General features: G+C 69.0%; 15 protein-coding genes. 7 read left to right on the forward strand and 8 right to left on the reverse strand.

The genetic code is table 11. The features are described 5' to 3' along the window. Window positions 1-146 precede the first annotated feature (146 nt). Window positions 147-1373 carry an MASE1 domain-containing protein gene (locus tag CAL11_RS18950; RefSeq protein WP_157668867.1) on the forward strand — a complete coding sequence of 409 codons (1227 nt, stop codon included), beginning with the start codon at window positions 147-149 and terminating at the stop codon, window positions 1371-1373. A 23-nt stretch (window positions 1374-1396) separates the two neighbouring features. Beyond that, window positions 1397-2701, forward strand: coding sequence for an HdeD family acid-resistance protein (locus tag CAL11_RS18955; RefSeq protein WP_086093854.1), 1305 nt, complete (start codon window positions 1397-1399; stop codon window positions 2699-2701). A 40-nt stretch (window positions 2702-2741) separates the two neighbouring features. Here the strand turns inward: CAL11_RS18955 and CAL11_RS18960 are convergent, their stop codons facing one another. From CAL11_RS18960 to CAL11_RS18985, 6 genes are all read right to left on the reverse strand, one after another. Beyond that, window positions 2742-3725, reverse strand: a complete 984-nt coding sequence (locus CAL11_RS18960) for a Bug family tripartite tricarboxylate transporter substrate binding protein (protein ID WP_086093855.1) — start codon at window positions 3723-3725, stop codon at window positions 2742-2744. A 111-nt stretch (window positions 3726-3836) separates the two neighbouring features. After that, window positions 3837-4751: a LysR family transcriptional regulator gene (locus CAL11_RS18965; RefSeq protein ID WP_086093856.1), complete on the reverse strand. Its 915-nt coding sequence runs from the start codon at window positions 4749-4751 to the stop codon at window positions 3837-3839. 39 nt (window positions 4752-4790) lie between these two features. After that, on the reverse strand, window positions 4791-5927 hold the full coding sequence (locus CAL11_RS18970) for a CaiB/BaiF CoA transferase family protein (RefSeq protein ID WP_086093857.1): 1137 nt from the start codon (window positions 5925-5927) through the stop codon (window positions 4791-4793). After that, entirely contained in the window at window positions 5927-6721 is a 795-nt protein-coding gene (locus tag CAL11_RS18975) for an enoyl-CoA hydratase (RefSeq protein ID WP_086093858.1), read from the reverse strand. The genes CAL11_RS18970 and CAL11_RS18975 overlap by 1 nt, the downstream gene beginning before the upstream one ends. Window positions 6722-6951: 230 nt before the next feature. Then, a complete protein-coding gene (locus CAL11_RS18980) occupies window positions 6952-7935 on the reverse strand; it encodes an IS110 family transposase (RefSeq protein WP_157668840.1) in 984 nt (327 codons plus the stop codon). 192 nt (window positions 7936-8127) lie between these two features. After that, window positions 8128-8970, reverse strand: coding sequence for an SDR family NAD(P)-dependent oxidoreductase (locus tag CAL11_RS18985; RefSeq protein ID WP_086093859.1), 843 nt, complete (start codon window positions 8968-8970; stop codon window positions 8128-8130). Window positions 8971-9052: 82 nt separating this feature from the next. Between CAL11_RS18985 and CAL11_RS18990 the strand changes: the two genes are divergently transcribed. The 5 genes from CAL11_RS18990 (at window position 9053) to CAL11_RS19010 (ending at window position 14073) form a co-directional block, all read left to right on the forward strand. Beyond that, a complete protein-coding gene (locus tag CAL11_RS18990) occupies window positions 9053-9832 on the forward strand; it encodes an enoyl-CoA hydratase/isomerase family protein (protein WP_086093860.1) in 780 nt (259 codons plus the stop codon). Window positions 9833-9861: 29 nt separating this feature from the next. Then, a complete protein-coding gene (locus tag CAL11_RS18995; RefSeq protein WP_033461758.1) occupies window positions 9862-11040 on the forward strand; it encodes a thiolase family protein in 1179 nt (392 codons plus the stop codon). A 59-nt stretch (window positions 11041-11099) separates the two neighbouring features. Continuing rightward, window positions 11100-12104 (forward strand): tripartite tricarboxylate transporter substrate binding protein, encoded by a 1005-nt coding sequence (locus CAL11_RS19000; RefSeq protein ID WP_086093861.1) that lies wholly within the window; start codon window positions 11100-11102, stop codon window positions 12102-12104. 75 nt (window positions 12105-12179) lie between these two features. After that, the gene (locus tag CAL11_RS19005) at window positions 12180-12836 is read left to right on the forward strand and encodes a TetR/AcrR family transcriptional regulator (RefSeq protein WP_244172838.1); all 657 of its coding nucleotides are present in this window, start codon (window positions 12180-12182) and stop codon (window positions 12834-12836) included. Window positions 12837-12852: 16 nt separating this feature from the next. After that, window positions 12853-14073 carry a CaiB/BaiF CoA transferase family protein gene (locus tag CAL11_RS19010; RefSeq protein ID WP_086093863.1) on the forward strand — a complete coding sequence of 407 codons (1221 nt, stop codon included), beginning with the start codon at window positions 12853-12855 and terminating at the stop codon, window positions 14071-14073. Between the two features lie 40 nt (window positions 14074-14113). Here the strand turns inward: CAL11_RS19010 and CAL11_RS19015 are convergent, their stop codons facing one another. Continuing rightward, a complete protein-coding gene (locus tag CAL11_RS19015; RefSeq protein WP_033461765.1) occupies window positions 14114-14269 on the reverse strand; it encodes a DUF3309 family protein in 156 nt (51 codons plus the stop codon). Window positions 14270-14421: 152 nt separating this feature from the next. Beyond that, a complete protein-coding gene (locus tag CAL11_RS19020; protein WP_086093864.1) occupies window positions 14422-14919 on the reverse strand; it encodes a GNAT family N-acetyltransferase in 498 nt (165 codons plus the stop codon). Between the last annotated feature and the right edge of the window lie 14 nt (window positions 14920-14933).

Consider the following 14933-nt stretch of genomic DNA (forward strand, 5'->3'; position numbering starts at 1 on the left):
GCGGCGCGCAACGCGCGAGCCGGGATGAAGCGATGCTTGCCGAGGCGATCGTGCACGGGGGCTCCCAAGGCCCGGTTGACAGGCCGGGCGCGACAGTGCCATATACTGCCATACTCCGACCGCTCCCCCGCCCGAAGGAACATGCGATGCCCGCCGTCACACGCCGCTCGATGACCCTGCTCTGGGCCCTGCTCTACGTCATGGGCGGCTATGCGTCGCTGCGGCTGGACGATCCGCAGACCGAGGTCGCGTTCGTGTGGCTGCCCGCCGGCATCGCGGCGGCCGCCTTCCTCATCGCCGAACAACGCACGTGGCCCGCGCTGTTCGCGGCATTCCTGGCGCTCGACCTGGCGCTGGCCGTGGCGCACGGCCACCCGCCCGCCCGCGCGCTGTGGGTCGGCCTGGTCTCCCTGTGCACCAGCATGCTGATCGCCATGGGCGCGCGCGCCTATGCGCGCGAACGCGACGCGCTGCGGGCCATCTTCGGCTGGATCGCCGCCACGCTGCTGGCCAGCGCGGCCGGCGCCGTCGTCACCAGCGCGGGGCTGGCCGCCATGGAGGTGGGCGAGTTCCAGGAACTGGCCTGGATATGGTGGGCGGCCAACGTCACCGGCGTGCTGTTCGGCGTGCCGATCCTCATGGGCTTTGCCGGCTTCCGCGGCCTGGGCGCGCCCGGCGCGCGCCTGGGCATGCCGGCCGCCATCGTGGCCGGGATCGCCGCCGCGGCCGTCGCCTGGCAGGTGTTCGGCATGGCCGACCTGCACGCCCTGCCCGCGCCCGTGACGATGGGCCTGGCCTGCGTCCCCGTGGCGCTGGTCACCGTGGTCACGCTGCTGGGCGGCAACCGGCCGGGATCGCTGGCCATCCTGGCCGTGGGCGCGATCGCGCTCTATCGATCCGACCTGGGCCTGGGCCCGTTCTTCGCGCCTGGGATGCGCGAAGGCGAACCGCTCATCCTGGCGCAGGCCTACCTGGTGGCCATCGCCCTGCTGCAAGTCTTCATCCGCGTGGTCACGCACAGCGTGGCGCGCCTGGACGGCCGCGATCGCGCCGGCGGCCAACCCGAACGCCTCTACCGCCTGGACCTGGGCACCGGCGCCATCGTCTGGGACGGCGACGACGCCCCGCGCGCGGCGCCGGCCCCGGCCACGCGCGACGAAATGCTGGCGCGCGCGCACCCGGACGACCGCGCCGCGCTGGAGCGCCGCCTGCGCGCCGATGGCGGCGCGGCGCGGGACGGCCGGCCGATGCGCCTGCGCATCGCCGACGACGCGGGCCGCTGGCGGGTCATGCTGGACCACAGCCGCGGCGTGATGCAAAGCGAAGACACGACCTTTCTGATCGGCAGCTGGCGCCAGGCATCGCAGTCCTGACGCGCGCACAGGGACGTTGGACCATGATACAGATCGCACTGCTGCTGTTCGGCGCCGGCTTCGTGCGCCGCAACGCCTACCTGCTGGCCCTCGTCGGCGCCTTGTGGGCAGCGCTGGGGCTGGCCATCGCCATAGACGGCCTGGACGGCATCCGCTATTTCCCCCTCACCCTGTTCGGTGCGCTGCTGCTGGCCGAAAGCGTGGTCACGCTGACCGTGGCCGGCAGCGGACTGGGCGCGCAGAAAGCGGTGCTGGCCTTCAAGGGCGGGCTGTTCCTGTTCGTGGCGCTGCTCATCCTGGTGGGCGGCTCGATCAGCAATCTGCTGCTGGCTATCGTCCTGGGACTGTCCTACGTGCTGCTGGGGATCTTCCAGATGGCCGCGGCCTGGGTGGTGCGCTACGACGGCTGGCGGCTGTCCATGCTGGTGGGCGTGGCGCAGCTGGGGTTCGGCGTGTTCATGGTGCAGCCCTATCCCACGCACTACGCGGGCACGGTGTCGCTGTTCATCGGCGTCACCATCCTGGTCGGCGGCCTGAACACGGTGCGGGTCGCGCTCAAGGCGCGCCGGCTCAGCCAGCGCGCCAGCATGTTCGAACTGCTGGCGCCCGGCGAGCTGCACCACCCGCGGCACGCCGCCGCGACCGGCGGCCACGGCCTGCCGCCGCAGGGCACGCCGCTGACGGTGCATGTCTGGACGCCCGAGGGCTCGGCCAAGGACACCACCGTGGCGCGCCCGGTGTTCAACCGCTACATCGCCGCCGTGGACGTCAACGGCGTCATCTCGACCGGGCATGCGGCGCTGGAACTGCAGCCCGCCGCCTACATCAGCCTCTACCCGGCCGTCGACATCGACCGCTCGCCGTCGGAGTTCTTCAACATCCTCAAGGCGGTCAAGGAGAACGACGTCCCGGGCACCTACCAGCCCGACTACCCCACCGAATCGAAGGCCTGGTGCCCGTCGAACTGGCAGGTGCGCTTCGAGCACTACAACGCCCAGGGGCTGCTGGCCTTCTGGCAGCACTATCGCCAGGTGGAAATCTACAACCTCACGCGGCGCAACTGCTCGAGTTCGGTCTCGTTCGGCCTGGAGGCGGCCCTCGACGGCGTGCTGGACCTGCGCAGCCGCAATTGGCTGCAGGTGCTGCGCACCCTGCTGATGCCCGAGCTGTGGATCGCCGCGCAGGTGCGCCGCCGCGCCCAGGCCATGGCCTGGACGCCGGGCCTGACGCTGGACTACAGCCGCGCGCTGCGCGCCATCGTGCACCCGGTCGGCGAACCGTGGTTCACGCGCTTTCTCAATGCGGCGCGGCGCCACGTATTCAACTGACGAAAAAAAAGCGGCCCGTCCGGGCCGCCCGCCTGCCGCATCACTGCGGTTCGATCTTCGCGTCCACCGCGCGCTGGGTCCAGACTTTGCGCTGCGCCAGGGCGAACTCCTGGTGCTCGGCCACGCTGTTGGGCAACACCTGCATGCCCAGCGACTCGAAGCGCTGCGCCACGTCCGGCTCGGCCAGCACGGCGGCGACTTCGCGGTTCACGCGCTGCACCACCTCGTCGGGCGTGCCCTTGGGCGCGGCGACCCCGACCCATACCACCAGGTCGAAGTTGCGGTAGCCCAGTTCGGACAGCGTCGGCACGTCCGGGAAGTCCTTGGCGCGCGTCTGTCCGGTAAACGCCAGGCCGCGCAGCTTGCCGCCCTGCATGAACGAGGTCACCACCGACAGGTCGGCGAACAGATAGTCGACGTGGCCGCCCAGCAGGTCGGTCACGGCCGGCGGCTGGCTCTTGTACGGCACGCCCGCGGCGGCCGCGCCGGCCACGGTGTTGAACGTGGCGCCGGCGATCTGGCTGGTGGGCGAGCCGTACGCGTAGTTCAGCGGCTTGGCCTGCGTGGCCTTGACCAGCTCCTCGGCCGACTTGTAGGGCGCGTCGTCGCGCACCACCAGCATCATCGGAATGGTGGCGATGCGGATCACGTGGATGAAGTCGCCGGTCGGATCGAACGGCAGCTTGCGGAACAGCGCCGGCGTGGCCGAGTGCGTGGAGCTGCTGGTCAGGATGAGCGTGTAGCCGTCGGCCTGCGCGCGCGCCGCGAACGAGGCGCCGATGGTGCCGGAGGCGCCCGGCTTGTTCTCGATGACGATGGGCACGTTCAGGCGCGGGCCCAGCTTCTCGGAAATGATGCGCGCGCTGGTATCGGTGGCGCTGCCCGGCGAGAACGGCACCACGATGGTGATGGGTTTGTCGGGATAGGTCGCCTGGGCGTGGGCCGCGCCGGCAAACGCGGCAAAGGCCGCCAGCGTGCCGGCTGCCAGCAGCCGGCGGCGCGCGCCTTCGAATACTTGGGTCATGGCTGTCTCCTGCGGGGCCGGGATCGGCCCTCTTGAACCAGGCATCCATGATGGACCGGCGCGCTTATCCCAACAAGCGACTAATATTCATAGACTTATTCTTTCCAGAGATCAATCGCCCCGGGCCTGGCGGGCCTCGAGGTACGCCAGCGCATCATCCAGGAACGCCTTGGCCGCCAGCGACAGCCGTGCGCTGCGACGCTGGATGAGCCACAGTTCATGGCCATGCCGGCGCGCGCCGGCGATGGGCAGCACGCACAGGCCGAGCTGGCGCGCCGGCCCGCAGGCATAGCCCGGCACGACCGTGATGCCCAGGCCCTCGCCCACCAGGTTGAGCACGGACGACAGCAGGCCCGCCTCGATACACGAACGGAACGTCAGCCCCAGTTCGGCGGCCACCCGGTCCAGGCTGCGCCGCACGCTGTAGGCATTGCGCAGCATGATGTGCTCGTGCGCCGCGACATCGGCCCAGGCGAGCGCACGCTTCGCGGCCAGCGCGTGGCCGGGCGCGCACACCGCGTACATGGTGTCGCGGTAGATCACGCGCGCCTCCAGCTGTTCCTCGGGCGGCGCCTCCAGCGACGCGATGCCGAAATCGGCGCGGCCGTGGCGCACGTATTCGATGGTGTCGTCGGTGGTCAGCTCGAACAGCTCCAGCTTCACGCTGGGATGGGCGCGGTGATAGGCCGTCACCACGTCGCCCAGCAGGCCGATCATCATGAGCGGCGAGGTCGCCACGCCCACCATGCCCCGTTCGAGCGAGCGCAGCCCCGACATGCTGCGTTCGGCGGCGCGCACCGTGCCCAGGATGTCCTGCGCGTAGGCATAGAAATCGGCCGCGCCGTCACAGGGCGTGACGCTGCGGGTGGAGCGCTCGAACAGCGGCTGCCCCACCTCCGCCTCCAGTTCGGCGCACAGCTTGCTGACGGCCGACTGGGTCACGAAGGCGGCGCGCGCGGCCGCCGTGAAGCTGCGCAGTTCGTACAGCGCGCAGAACACGCGCAATTGCTTGAGGGTGATGTTCATGGTCCGTCGTTGCCCGATGCGCCGCCGGCCATGCCAGCCTCAGCGCCCAGCGTCGAGCATATCGCGATCGGCGTCCTGGCGTGGGGCCAGCCGGCGTATCGAGCCCGGCGTACGCGAAAAGCGCACGGGAATGGCGGTCGTCACCAGCGCGCCCTCGGTGGGGTGCTCCACCTGCCGGAAGAAGCCCGTGGCCCGCAGGTGCGGATCGTCGAACAGTTCCTCCGGCGTATTGACGCGCGAATGCGGGATATCGGCGTCGGCCAGCAGGTCGAGCCACTGCTGCGTGCCGCGCTGCGCGACGATGTCCGCCAGGTCCTGGTACAGCTCGTCGAAGTGGCGCGCGCGCGCGGCGGCGTCCACATAGCGCGGGTCGGCGGCCAGGTCGGCACGCTGCGCCAGCGCGAAGAAGCGCTGCCATTGCGCGTCGGTGTACGGCAGCAGGGCCAGGTAGCCGTCGCGCGTGCGGTAGGGCCGGCGCTGCGGCGACAGCACCCGGCTGTATCCCATGGGGCCGCGCGGCGGCTCGAAGGTGTGGCCGCTCATGTGCTCGGCCAGCGCGAACGACACCAGCGTCTCGAACATCGGCACTTCGATCGCCTGCCCCTGGCCCGAGCGCTCGCGCTCGTACAGCGCCATGGGAATCGCGTAGGCCAGCGTCAGCCCGGCCACCTTGTCGGCCAGGATGGTATTCACATAGGCGGGCGCGCCGCCGTTGCGCCCCTGCAGGTCGGCCAGGCCGCTGCGGGCCTGGATGATGTCGTCGAAGGCCGGCTGCGCCGCATACGGGCCATCCTGCCCATACCCCACCGCCGAACAATAGATCAGCCGAGGATGGCGCGCGCACAGCGTGGCCGCGTCCAGCCCCAGCCTGGCCAGCGCGCGCGGCCGTACGTTGGAGACGAACACGTCGGCGCCGGCGATCAGCGCCAGCAGCCGCTCGCGCTCGGCCGGCGCCTTGGCGTCCAGCGTCACGCTGTGCTTGTTGCGGTTCAGGTTGAGGTACGCCGGCCCCATGCCCGCGTGCGCGGCCGGCGCCGAAGTGCGGAACACATCGCCTTCCGGCGCCTCCACCTTGATGACCTCGGCGCCCATGTCGCCCAGGATCTGGGTCGCGTAAGGCCCCATCGCCACCGACGTCATGTCGATGACGCGCACGCCGCGCAGCGGGCCGGACATTACTTTTGCTCCCGCTGCTGCTTGCGGGCCAGGAACGGCGCCATGTACTCGCGCGGCTCGGACGTGGTGAACGCCTCGCCGAACGCCGCCACGCTGCGGTCCAGCCCGGCCTCGACGCTCGAATGGCTCCAGTAGCGCAGCAGCGCCTTCTGCGAACGCACCGCGCGCGGGCCGCTGGCCGCGATCGGCGCGACCGTGCGTTCGACCAGCGCGTCGAGCCCGGCCGCCTCGCAGGCGAACTGCAGGTAGCCCCAGCGCAGCGCCTGCTCGCCGTCGACCGTCTCGCCCGTGAGCAGCAGCCAGTTGGTGGCGCCCGGGCCGATCAGCGCCGGCAGCAGCACGGCGTGGATCACCGACGGAATGCCCACCCGCACCTCGGGCATGCCGAACACCGCGTCGTGCGTGCCCAGCCGGATATCGCAGGCCGCGGCCAGCTCCATGCCCGCGCCCAGGCAGAAGCCCGGAATGCGTGCGATGGTCGGCACCGGAATATCGGCCACGGCGTCGCACAGGTGGCGCAGGTTGGTGATGAAGCCGCGCGCGCCATCGGGGTCGAGCTCGGCCATCTCGTAGATATTGGCACCGCCGATGAAGGCGCGCTCGCCCGTGCCGCGGATGACCACCGCGCGCGCGTCTTCCTGCGCGGCAATCCAGCGCGCCGCGGCGGTCAGGCCCAGCGTGACCGGCGTGGCCAGGATGTTCAGGCTCTTGGCGTCGTGGATCTGCAGCGTGTAGACGCCGCGCGCATCGCGCGTGACCAGGCTGTGGGCGAATTCGGGAATGGGCGCGCTCATGCGGGGCTCCTGCTGTGGGTTCAGAGGCCTATGCTAAGCGCTGGGTTTGATCACAACAAACGAGTAAATTTCATGGAATAAGTCTGAGCAGGAATAAATCTGGTGCCTGTCCCCACGCGGACAGGCACCAGCTGACTTTGACCGGCGCCGCCGAGGCGCCAGTCCCCGCTGGGACAGGCACCAGTTGACAGGGTGCCTGTCCCTCAGAGGGACAGATACCGTCTTGGCCGTCAAGCGTTCATGGCGTAATTGGGCTGATAGGGGATGCGGTTTTTGAGGACCCCGAAGCACAGATGCACCAGTTTTCTCATGGCCGCGCCCAGCGCGGCCTTTTTGCTTTTTCCCGCTTTGAGCAGACGCTGGTAGAGAGCACGGATGTGGGGGTTGTGGCGGGTGCCCACCAGGGCCGCCATGTACAACGTGGCGCGCACCTGGGCCGGGCCGGCTTTGGACAGGCGTGCGCGGCCGTTCAGGCTGCTGCCGGATTGGCGCTGCACGGGGACAATCCCGAGGTAGGCGGCCAGGCTCTGGGCGGAGTCGATACGCCGATTGTGCATGACGGCCAGGATGGCGTTGCCGGCCTGAGGCCCGACGGCGGGGATGGAGTTCAGCAGCTCGCGGTCTTGCTTGAGATCGGGGTGGTTGTCGATGTGCTGCTCGATCGCCCGCTCGATCTGTTTGAGCTGTTCGCGCAGAAACGCGATGGCCTTGTCGATGGAGCCATCGACCAAGGGCGCCGAAGGGCTGAACTGGCTCTTCTCCTTGCGATTGAGCTCACGCAGCAGATCCTTGCCCAGCGCCTCGCGTCGCGTCAACAAGGCGCGCAGTTGGCGCGCATGCAAGGGCGCCGGGTGCCACAGCGCCGGGCTCAGCGTCTGTCCATAGCGTGCCAGAACGTAGCTGTCGAGCGCATCATTTTTGGAGCGCATCGCCAAGGCCTTGGCAAAGTCCCGAGCCTGGGCGGGATTGACCAAAGAGACCCGGACCTGGGCATCGTGCAGCGCCGTGGCCGCTTGCTCGTGATACAGCCCCGTGGGCTCCAGGATGGCGTGCAACTGCGCTGGCTGTGCGCCGTGTTTGGCGCACCACGCCAGCAGGGCCTTCACGCCCGCGGCGCTGTTGGCCGCCACCTTGGTCTTACGCTTATCAGACTGAGCCGTCAGCAACGTGCAATCCAGCTTAGCCTTCGATACATCAATACCTATAAAAAACATGGACTTGGCCTCCTGCAGATAACAAACTGCTGTCAGCCACTGCGCCCACTTGCCTTGTACATACAGGGTCCTCGCCCTACGATACCGTCCAGTGTTTCGCCGGCCCAGCAGTGCGCAACCGAGCCGCTATCTGTCCCACAAAGTCCTCGCTTTGGGCACCAACTCGCGGTCATCGGCGCGCGGTGGTGATAGCTAATCACCACCGGAGGAAAGATACAAGGCACCAGCAGGCAGCCCCCCCCCCCCCCCCCACTGGTTGAACGAGTACCCCCCGTTGACGGGCAGCGTCTGCCCGGTGATCCATGATCCCGCATCGGACGCCAGGAACACCGCCGCCCCGGCGGCGTCTTCGGGCCGGCCCTGGCGGCGGATCACATATTTGGCCAGCTTCTTGCGCACCAGCTCCGGGTCGGCATTGCGTTGCGCCAGCCCCGGCGTTTCGACGCTGGCCAGGGCGATGCAATTGGCCGTCGCCATGAACCGGCCCAGCTCCTTGGCCATGGCGCGCATGAAGCCGGCGGCCCCGGCCTTGGCGCCGGAATACACCGCATAGCCGGACTCGCCCACGCGCCCGGCATCCGAGACGATGGTGATCAACCGCCCGGCCTGGTGCTCCATCAGAAAGGGAATCGCCTCGCGGCAGCAGTTGAGCACGCCATTGAAGTTGGTGCCGATCCATTTCTGCCAATCGGCTTCCTCGCTCTCCCAGAATTTCGGCAGGTCCGCGCTCACCGCCTCCGGGCCGGCGTTGCCGGCGTTGTTCACCAGTACATGCAGCGATCCGAATGCCTGCCTGATGGCGTCGAACATGCGCTTGACGCTGGCCCGGTCGGTGACGTCGGCCTGCACGCCCAGCGCCCGGCAACCCAGCGCGCGCAGTTCGGCCGCCACGGCCTCGGCGCGCTCGGCATGGAAATCGTTGACCACCACCGCGCCGGCGCCGTGGCCCGCCATCGCCAGCGCAATGGCGCGGCCCACGCCCTGGCCCGCGCCGGTCACCAGCACGTTGCGTCCTTCGAGCGAAAAATAATTCATGCGACACCTCTCCTTGACTTGCTTTGAATATTAAGTATAGTTGTTTACTTCAAAGTAAAATTGTACGCGAAGCGAGGCTGGCTTGGAAGAACTCATCATCGAAACCAAAGACGGCGTGCGCTGGTTGACGCTCAACCGGCCGCAGGCCCTCAACGCCCTGAACGCCGCGCTGGTGGCCGCGCTGACCGAGGCCGTCGGCCAGGCGCAGGACGACCCGAAAATCGGCGCCATCGTCCTGACCGGCGCCGGCCGCGCCTTCTGCGCCGGCGCCGACCTCAAGGAAACCGAGCGCCGCGCCCTGGAGCACGGCAGCAATGTCCCGTTCATCCGCGCCATCGCCGCGCTGACCGAGCTGATCGAGGCGAGCGCCAAGCCCGTGATCGCCGCCGTCAACGGCATCGCCGTCGCCGGCGGCCTGGAGCTGGTGCTGGCCTGCGACATCGTGCTCGCGGCCGATAGCGCGCGGCTGGGCGACGCCCACGCCAACTACGCCATGTTCCCCGGCGGCGGCGCGACCGTGCGGCTGCCCCGCCGCATCGGCATCGGCAACGCCAAGTACGTCATGTTCACCGGCCAGTCGCTGCCGGCCAGCGAGTGGGTGGCGCTGGGCCTGGTCGCGCGCGCGGTGCCCGCCGACCAGCTGGCCGCGCACGCCGCGCAACTGGCCGGCCAGATCGCCAGCAAGAGCCCGCTGGTCATCGCTCGCATGAAAAGCGCCCTCAACGACGCCGCCGATCAGCCCGCGCCCGTGGCCATGCGGCGCGAGCGCGAACTCAACCACCTGCACAGCCTGTCGTTCGATCGCGCCGAAGGGCTGGCGGCATTCCGCGAGAAACGCCCGCCCCGCTTCCAGGGCCGTTGAACGCGCATCCTCTTTCACCTAGGCAAACCATGACTCAAAGAACAGCAGTGATAGGCGTGGGCATGACCCCCTTCGGCAAGTTCCTGGACCGCTCGACGCGCAGCCTGGCCGAGGCCGCCGTGCGCGATGCGCTCGGCGACGCCGGGATCGCGCCCGCGCAGGTGGACCAGGTCTATTTCGCCAACGCGGCGGCCGGGCTGATCACCGGCCAGGAAATGATCCGTGGCCAGGCAGCCCTGCGCCACACCGGCCTGGCGGGCAAGCCGATCTTCAACGTCGAGAACGCCTGCGCCTCCAGCAGCACCGCCTTCCACCTGGCCTGGCAGGCTATCCAGGGCGGCCAGGCCGACATCGTGCTGGTCGTGGGCGCCGAGAAACTTTCCCACCCCGACAAGAGCGTGTCGTTCGGCGCCTTCGGCAAGGCGGTCGACCTGGAAGAACCCATGCCCGAGCATATCGGGTCCGGCTCGGGCACGATCTTCATGGACATCTATGCGGAAAAGACGCGCAAATTCATGCGCGCCACCGGCGCGACCGCGCAGGATTTCGCCCGCATCGTGGTCAAGAGCCGGCGGGCCGGCGCGCGCAACGACAACGCGCAGTTCCGCAAGGAAACCACCATCGAGGAAGTGCTGGCCAGCCGCATGATCAGCGATCCGCTGACGCTGCCGATGTGTTCGTCGATCGGTGACGGCGCCGCGGCCATCGTCCTGTGCTCGGCCCGCGCCCTGGCCGGCCTGACCGGCGCCCGCCCGGTCTGGGTAGGCGGCTCGACACTGGTGACGGCGCTGGACGACGCCGACCAGCCCAATTGCGCCACCCGCGTGTCGCAGGCCGTTTACCGGCAAGCCGGCATCGCCCCGTCCGAGATCCATGTGGCCGAAGTGCACGACGCCTCGGCGCCGGCCGAACTGATCCACTACGAGAACCTCGGGCTGTGCGCGCCAGGCGGCGGCGTGGACCTGCTGCGCAGCGGCGCGACCGATCTCAACGGCCGCGTATCGGTCAACGCCAGCGGCGGACTGCTCAGCCGCGGCCACCCCATCGGCGCGACCGGCGTGGCCCAACTGGTCGAACTGACCCACCAATTGCGCGGCGAGGCCGGCGCGCGCCAGCGCGAACACGCCAAGGTGGGACTGGCCGAGAACAACGGCGGGCAGCTGGGCGGCGACGCCGCCGTGGCCGTGGCGACGATTCTTCATCTTTGACGCAGCACCCCGGCCTTTGCCGACACACTTTGCCAAGACAATACCCACAGGAGACAACCGTGTTCCATGACTTTCGCCAAATACTGGCCAGGCGCCTGGCGTTGCGCCGCCTATTCGCACTGGCGCTGGCCGCCTGCGCCGCGCCGGCCCTGGCCAATGCCGACGCCTTCCCGTCGAAATCGATCGCCGTCGTCGTACCCATGTCGCCCGGCGGCGCCACCGACGTGCTGGCGCGCCTGCTGGCCCAGCACCTGACGCAGGCCCTTGGCCAGCCGGTCGTGGTCGAGAACAAGCCCGGCGCTACCGGTTCGATCGGCGCCCAGCACGTCGCGCGCGCCGATCCCGAGGGCTACACCCTGCTGCTGGCACCCAGCAGCGTGGCCGTGGTCAATCCGCTCGTATCCAAGGTTCCGTACGATTTCGAGCACGACTTCCGTCCGGTGGGCCTGCTGGCCCATGCCGAGACCGTCCTCGTGGCCAGCAGCGCATCCGGCCTGAAATCCCTGGACGACGTCATCCGCTACGCGAAGCAGAACCCGGACAAACTGAAATTCGGCTCCAATGGCCAGGGCGGCGCGCTGCACCTGGGCGCCGAATTCCTGCAGCAGGCCGCCGGCATCGAGCTCACGCACATCCCCTACAAGGGCGCGTCGCAGGCCGAAACGGCGCTGGCCAGCGGCGAGATCGACCTGATGGTGACCAACACCATCTCGGCCATGCCGCACATCCGCGCCGGGCGCCTGGTCGCCCTGGCCATCGCCAGCCCGGGCAGCTCGCGCGAGCTGCCGCAAGTGCCCTCGGCCTCCGCCACCCTGCCCGGCTATGCGGTCGATACCTGGCTGGGCCTGTACGCACCGGCCAGGACCCCCGATGCCGTGATCGCGCGCCTGAATGCCGCCACCAACGCATTCCTGGGCGAAGCCGCCACGCAGGAAGCGCTGCGCAACCGCGGCTTCGAGCCGGCGCCGGGCACGCCCGCCGCGGCCTTGCAGTTCCAGCGCGGCGAAGCGGCCATGTGGGAAAAGGTGGTAACCCAGGCCAAGGCCCGCGGCAGCCTGGAGTGAGCCAGCACATGCCGTGGTCCGCTGACAGCCTGGTGTATCTTTGCCCTTTGCTTTCTTCTGACTACGGCATCCGACATGGCTCGCAAACCAGCAAACTCCAAGTGGGGGGCAGACCTTCCATCGCGCGACGAAATGTTCCAGGTCAAGCGGCGCGCCCTGATTCGCGAAGCAGGCAAGTCGTTCAGCCGGCTGGGCTACCACAACGCCTCGCTGGACGACGTCGCCCGCGCCCTGCACGTATCCAAGCCGGCGCTCTACTACTACGTCAAGGACAAGAACGAAATCCTGTTCGAGTGCCACAACTTCGCGCTCGACCTGGGCGACCGCGCCATGGACGAAGCCCGCGCCGCGCAGGCGACCGCGTTCGGGCGGCTGCGCGAGTTCGTGTTCCGGTATGTGAGCCTGATCAACGGCGAGCTGGGCAGCTACGCCGTCCTGACCGAACCGGCCACGTCGCTGCGCGAACCCGAGCGGCTGGCCATCCTCAAGCGGCGCCGCCAATTCGATTCGGCCCTGCGCCAATGGGTGAACGAGGCCATCGCCGACGGCGACATCGCGGACAACGATCCCGGCCTGGTCGTCGCGTTCTTCATGGGCGCGATCAACCAGATCCCGCTGTGGTTCAACCCGGAAGGCCCGATCCCCGGCGAGCAAGTGGCGCGCATTTTCTCCAATCTCATTTCCTGCGGCATGCGGGGCGAGCGCGGCAACGCGCCGCCTGGCCGCAGGTAGCCATCGGCAGCCAAGCATGATGAAAGACACGACCACCCCGGCTCGCAGCGGTCCGCTCGCGGGGCTGCGCATCCTCGAACTGGGCACCATGATCGCCGGGCCCGTGGTGGGCACCCTGCTCGCCGACTTCGGCGCGGAGGTGATCAAGATCGAGCAGCCCGGCACGGGCGATACCTTGCGGCAGATCGGCCCCTTCGAGCAGGGTGAAAGCCTGTATTGGAACGTCGAGGGACGCAACAAGAAATCGGTCACTCTCGATCTGCGCCAGCCCGAGGGCCAGGCGCTGCTGCGCGACCTGGCCCGGCAGGCCGATGCCGTGGTCGAGAACTTCCGCCCGGGCACGCTGGCGAAGTGGGGCCTGGATTACGCCGAGCTGGCCAAGGCCAATCCGCGCATCGTCATGCTGAGCATTTCCGGCTTCGGCCAGACCGGGCCGAACGCGAGCCGGGCGGCGTACGACCGCATCGCCCTGGCCTTCGGCGGCCTGATGCACCTGACCGGCTACCCGGACCGGCCGCCGCTGAAATCGGGCAACTCGCTGGCCGACTACCAGTCGGCGCTGTTCGGGGCGTTTTCGCTGATGATGGCCCTCTATCGGCGCGATGCCTGCGACGGCCCGGGGCAGCACATCGACCTGGCGCTGTACGAATCGGTGTTTCGCTTCACCGATGTGCTGGCGACCGCCCACGACCGCCTGGGTACGGTGCGCCAGCGGCAGGGCAATGTGCATTTCGCCGCGGCGCCTGGCGAGACCTTCGAAATGCGCGACGGGCGCTTTCTCATCCTGACGGTCTCCAACAACGCCATGTTCGCGCGCCTGTGCGCCGCCATGGGCCAGCCCGCGCTGGCGTCCGAGCCGCGCTACGCCACCCATGAACTGCGCTGGCAGCACATCGGCGAACTCAACGGCACGGTCGCCGCCTGGATCAAGGACAACGACCCCGGGCACGTGTTCGCGGCCCTGCAGGCACAGGGCATCGCCCATGCCACCACCTATTCGATCGCCGACATCTTCGCCGACCCGCACTATGCGGCGCGGCAGAACATCGTCACGGTCGACACGCCGCGCCTGGGGCCGCTGAAAATGCAAGGCGTCGGCCCCAGGTTCTCGGCCACCCCGGCCGGGCCGATCGCGCCGGCCCCCGCGCTGGGCGAGCATACCGCCGAAGTGCTGGGCGGGCTGCTGGGCCTGAGCGAAGCAAGCATTGCCGGCCTGTCGGCGCGCGGCGCCATCTGAACGGCCCCGGCGGGCGGTCGCGGCGCCGCGCGCGGCGCGGCTAGATCCTGCCCATGAGCAGCAGGACGATCAGGACAACCAGCACCACGCCCAGCAACCCGCTGGGCGTATAACCCCAGCCGCGGCTGTAGGGCCAGGCCGGCACTGCCCCGATCAGGGCCAGGATCAACAGGATTATCAAGATGGTTCCCAACATGGCGCGTGCTCCTTTTTGATCGCGCGGCAGTGCGCGGTTCGAAGGCGGCGATCCGGCGCGCCTGCCACAGGGACGCGGACGCCGGAACCGCCACCGCAGTGCGCCAGCAAGTATCGGGCCCAGCCAGGGCGCGGCGCGCCCCAAGCGCGGCGTCAGAGGGGCATGATCATTTCGTGCCAGGCCATGCCGCCATGGTCCGAGGCGGACGGCCTCACATAGCGGTATCCCAGGCGTTCGTACAGCGCGACATGGCGCTGCTTGCACATGAGGTGGATCGTGCGCTTGCCCAGCGCGCGCATTCGCGCGACGAAGGCGCGCATCATGAGCGTGGCGTAGCCGCGCCCCTGGCAGGCGGGATCGATCGCCACCGACATGATCACGACATTGGGCGCCTGGGCATCGTGCCCGACCAGCTCCTTGAAGGCCTCGTCGGACATGACGACCTCATGGGCGCAGCCGCTGTTGATGAAGCCGATGATCGCGCCATCGAGCTCCATCACGAGAAAGCCCTCGGGATACAGCGCGATGCGCCGGGCGATTTTCTCGCGCGTGGCCGCCTCGTCGCCCTCGTAGGCGGAAATCTCGATCTGGTGGCAGCGCGCCGCGTCGGCGGGCACGGCGGGACGGAACAGGGGCTGGGCTGGGGACACGGCAACGACTCGGC

This window comes from Bordetella genomosp. 6, assembly GCF_002119705.1.
Taxonomy (GTDB): Bacteria; Pseudomonadota; Gammaproteobacteria; order Burkholderiales; family Burkholderiaceae_B; genus Bordetella; species Bordetella bronchiseptica_F.

What these genes read in the sequence shown, in the direction of transcription:
- CAL11_RS18970 (WP_086093857.1), bottom strand. Translation starts at nt 5,927, where the DNA reads ATGTCCGGCCCGCTGCGCGGCGTGCGCGTCATCGACATGACGTCGGTG.
- CAL11_RS18980 (WP_157668840.1), bottom strand. Translation starts at nt 7,935, where the DNA reads ATGTTTTTTATAGGTATTGATGTATCGAAGGCTAAGCTGGATTGCACG.
- CAL11_RS19005 (WP_244172838.1), top strand. Translation starts at nt 12,180, where the DNA reads ATGGCTCGCAAACCAGCAAACTCCAAGTGGGGGGCAGACCTTCCATCG.
- CAL11_RS18995 (WP_033461758.1), top strand. Translation starts at nt 9,862, where the DNA reads ATGACTCAAAGAACAGCAGTGATAGGCGTGGGCATGACCCCCTTCGGC.
- CAL11_RS19015 (WP_033461765.1), bottom strand. Translation starts at nt 14,269, where the DNA reads ATGTTGGGAACCATCTTGATAATCCTGTTGATCCTGGCCCTGATCGGG.
- CAL11_RS18950 (WP_157668867.1), top strand. Translation starts at nt 147, where the DNA reads ATGCCCGCCGTCACACGCCGCTCGATGACCCTGCTCTGGGCCCTGCTC.
- CAL11_RS18955 (WP_086093854.1), top strand. Translation starts at nt 1,397, where the DNA reads ATGATACAGATCGCACTGCTGCTGTTCGGCGCCGGCTTCGTGCGCCGC.
- CAL11_RS18960 (WP_086093855.1), bottom strand. Translation starts at nt 3,725, where the DNA reads ATGACCCAAGTATTCGAAGGCGCGCGCCGCCGGCTGCTGGCAGCCGGC.
- CAL11_RS19010 (WP_086093863.1), top strand. Translation starts at nt 12,853, where the DNA reads ATGATGAAAGACACGACCACCCCGGCTCGCAGCGGTCCGCTCGCGGGG.
- CAL11_RS18975 (WP_086093858.1), bottom strand. Translation starts at nt 6,721, where the DNA reads ATGAGCGCGCCCATTCCCGAATTCGCCCACAGCCTGGTCACGCGCGAT.
- CAL11_RS18965 (WP_086093856.1), bottom strand. Translation starts at nt 4,751, where the DNA reads ATGAACATCACCCTCAAGCAATTGCGCGTGTTCTGCGCGCTGTACGAA.
- CAL11_RS18985 (WP_086093859.1), bottom strand. Translation starts at nt 8,970, where the DNA reads ATGAATTATTTTTCGCTCGAAGGACGCAACGTGCTGGTGACCGGCGCG.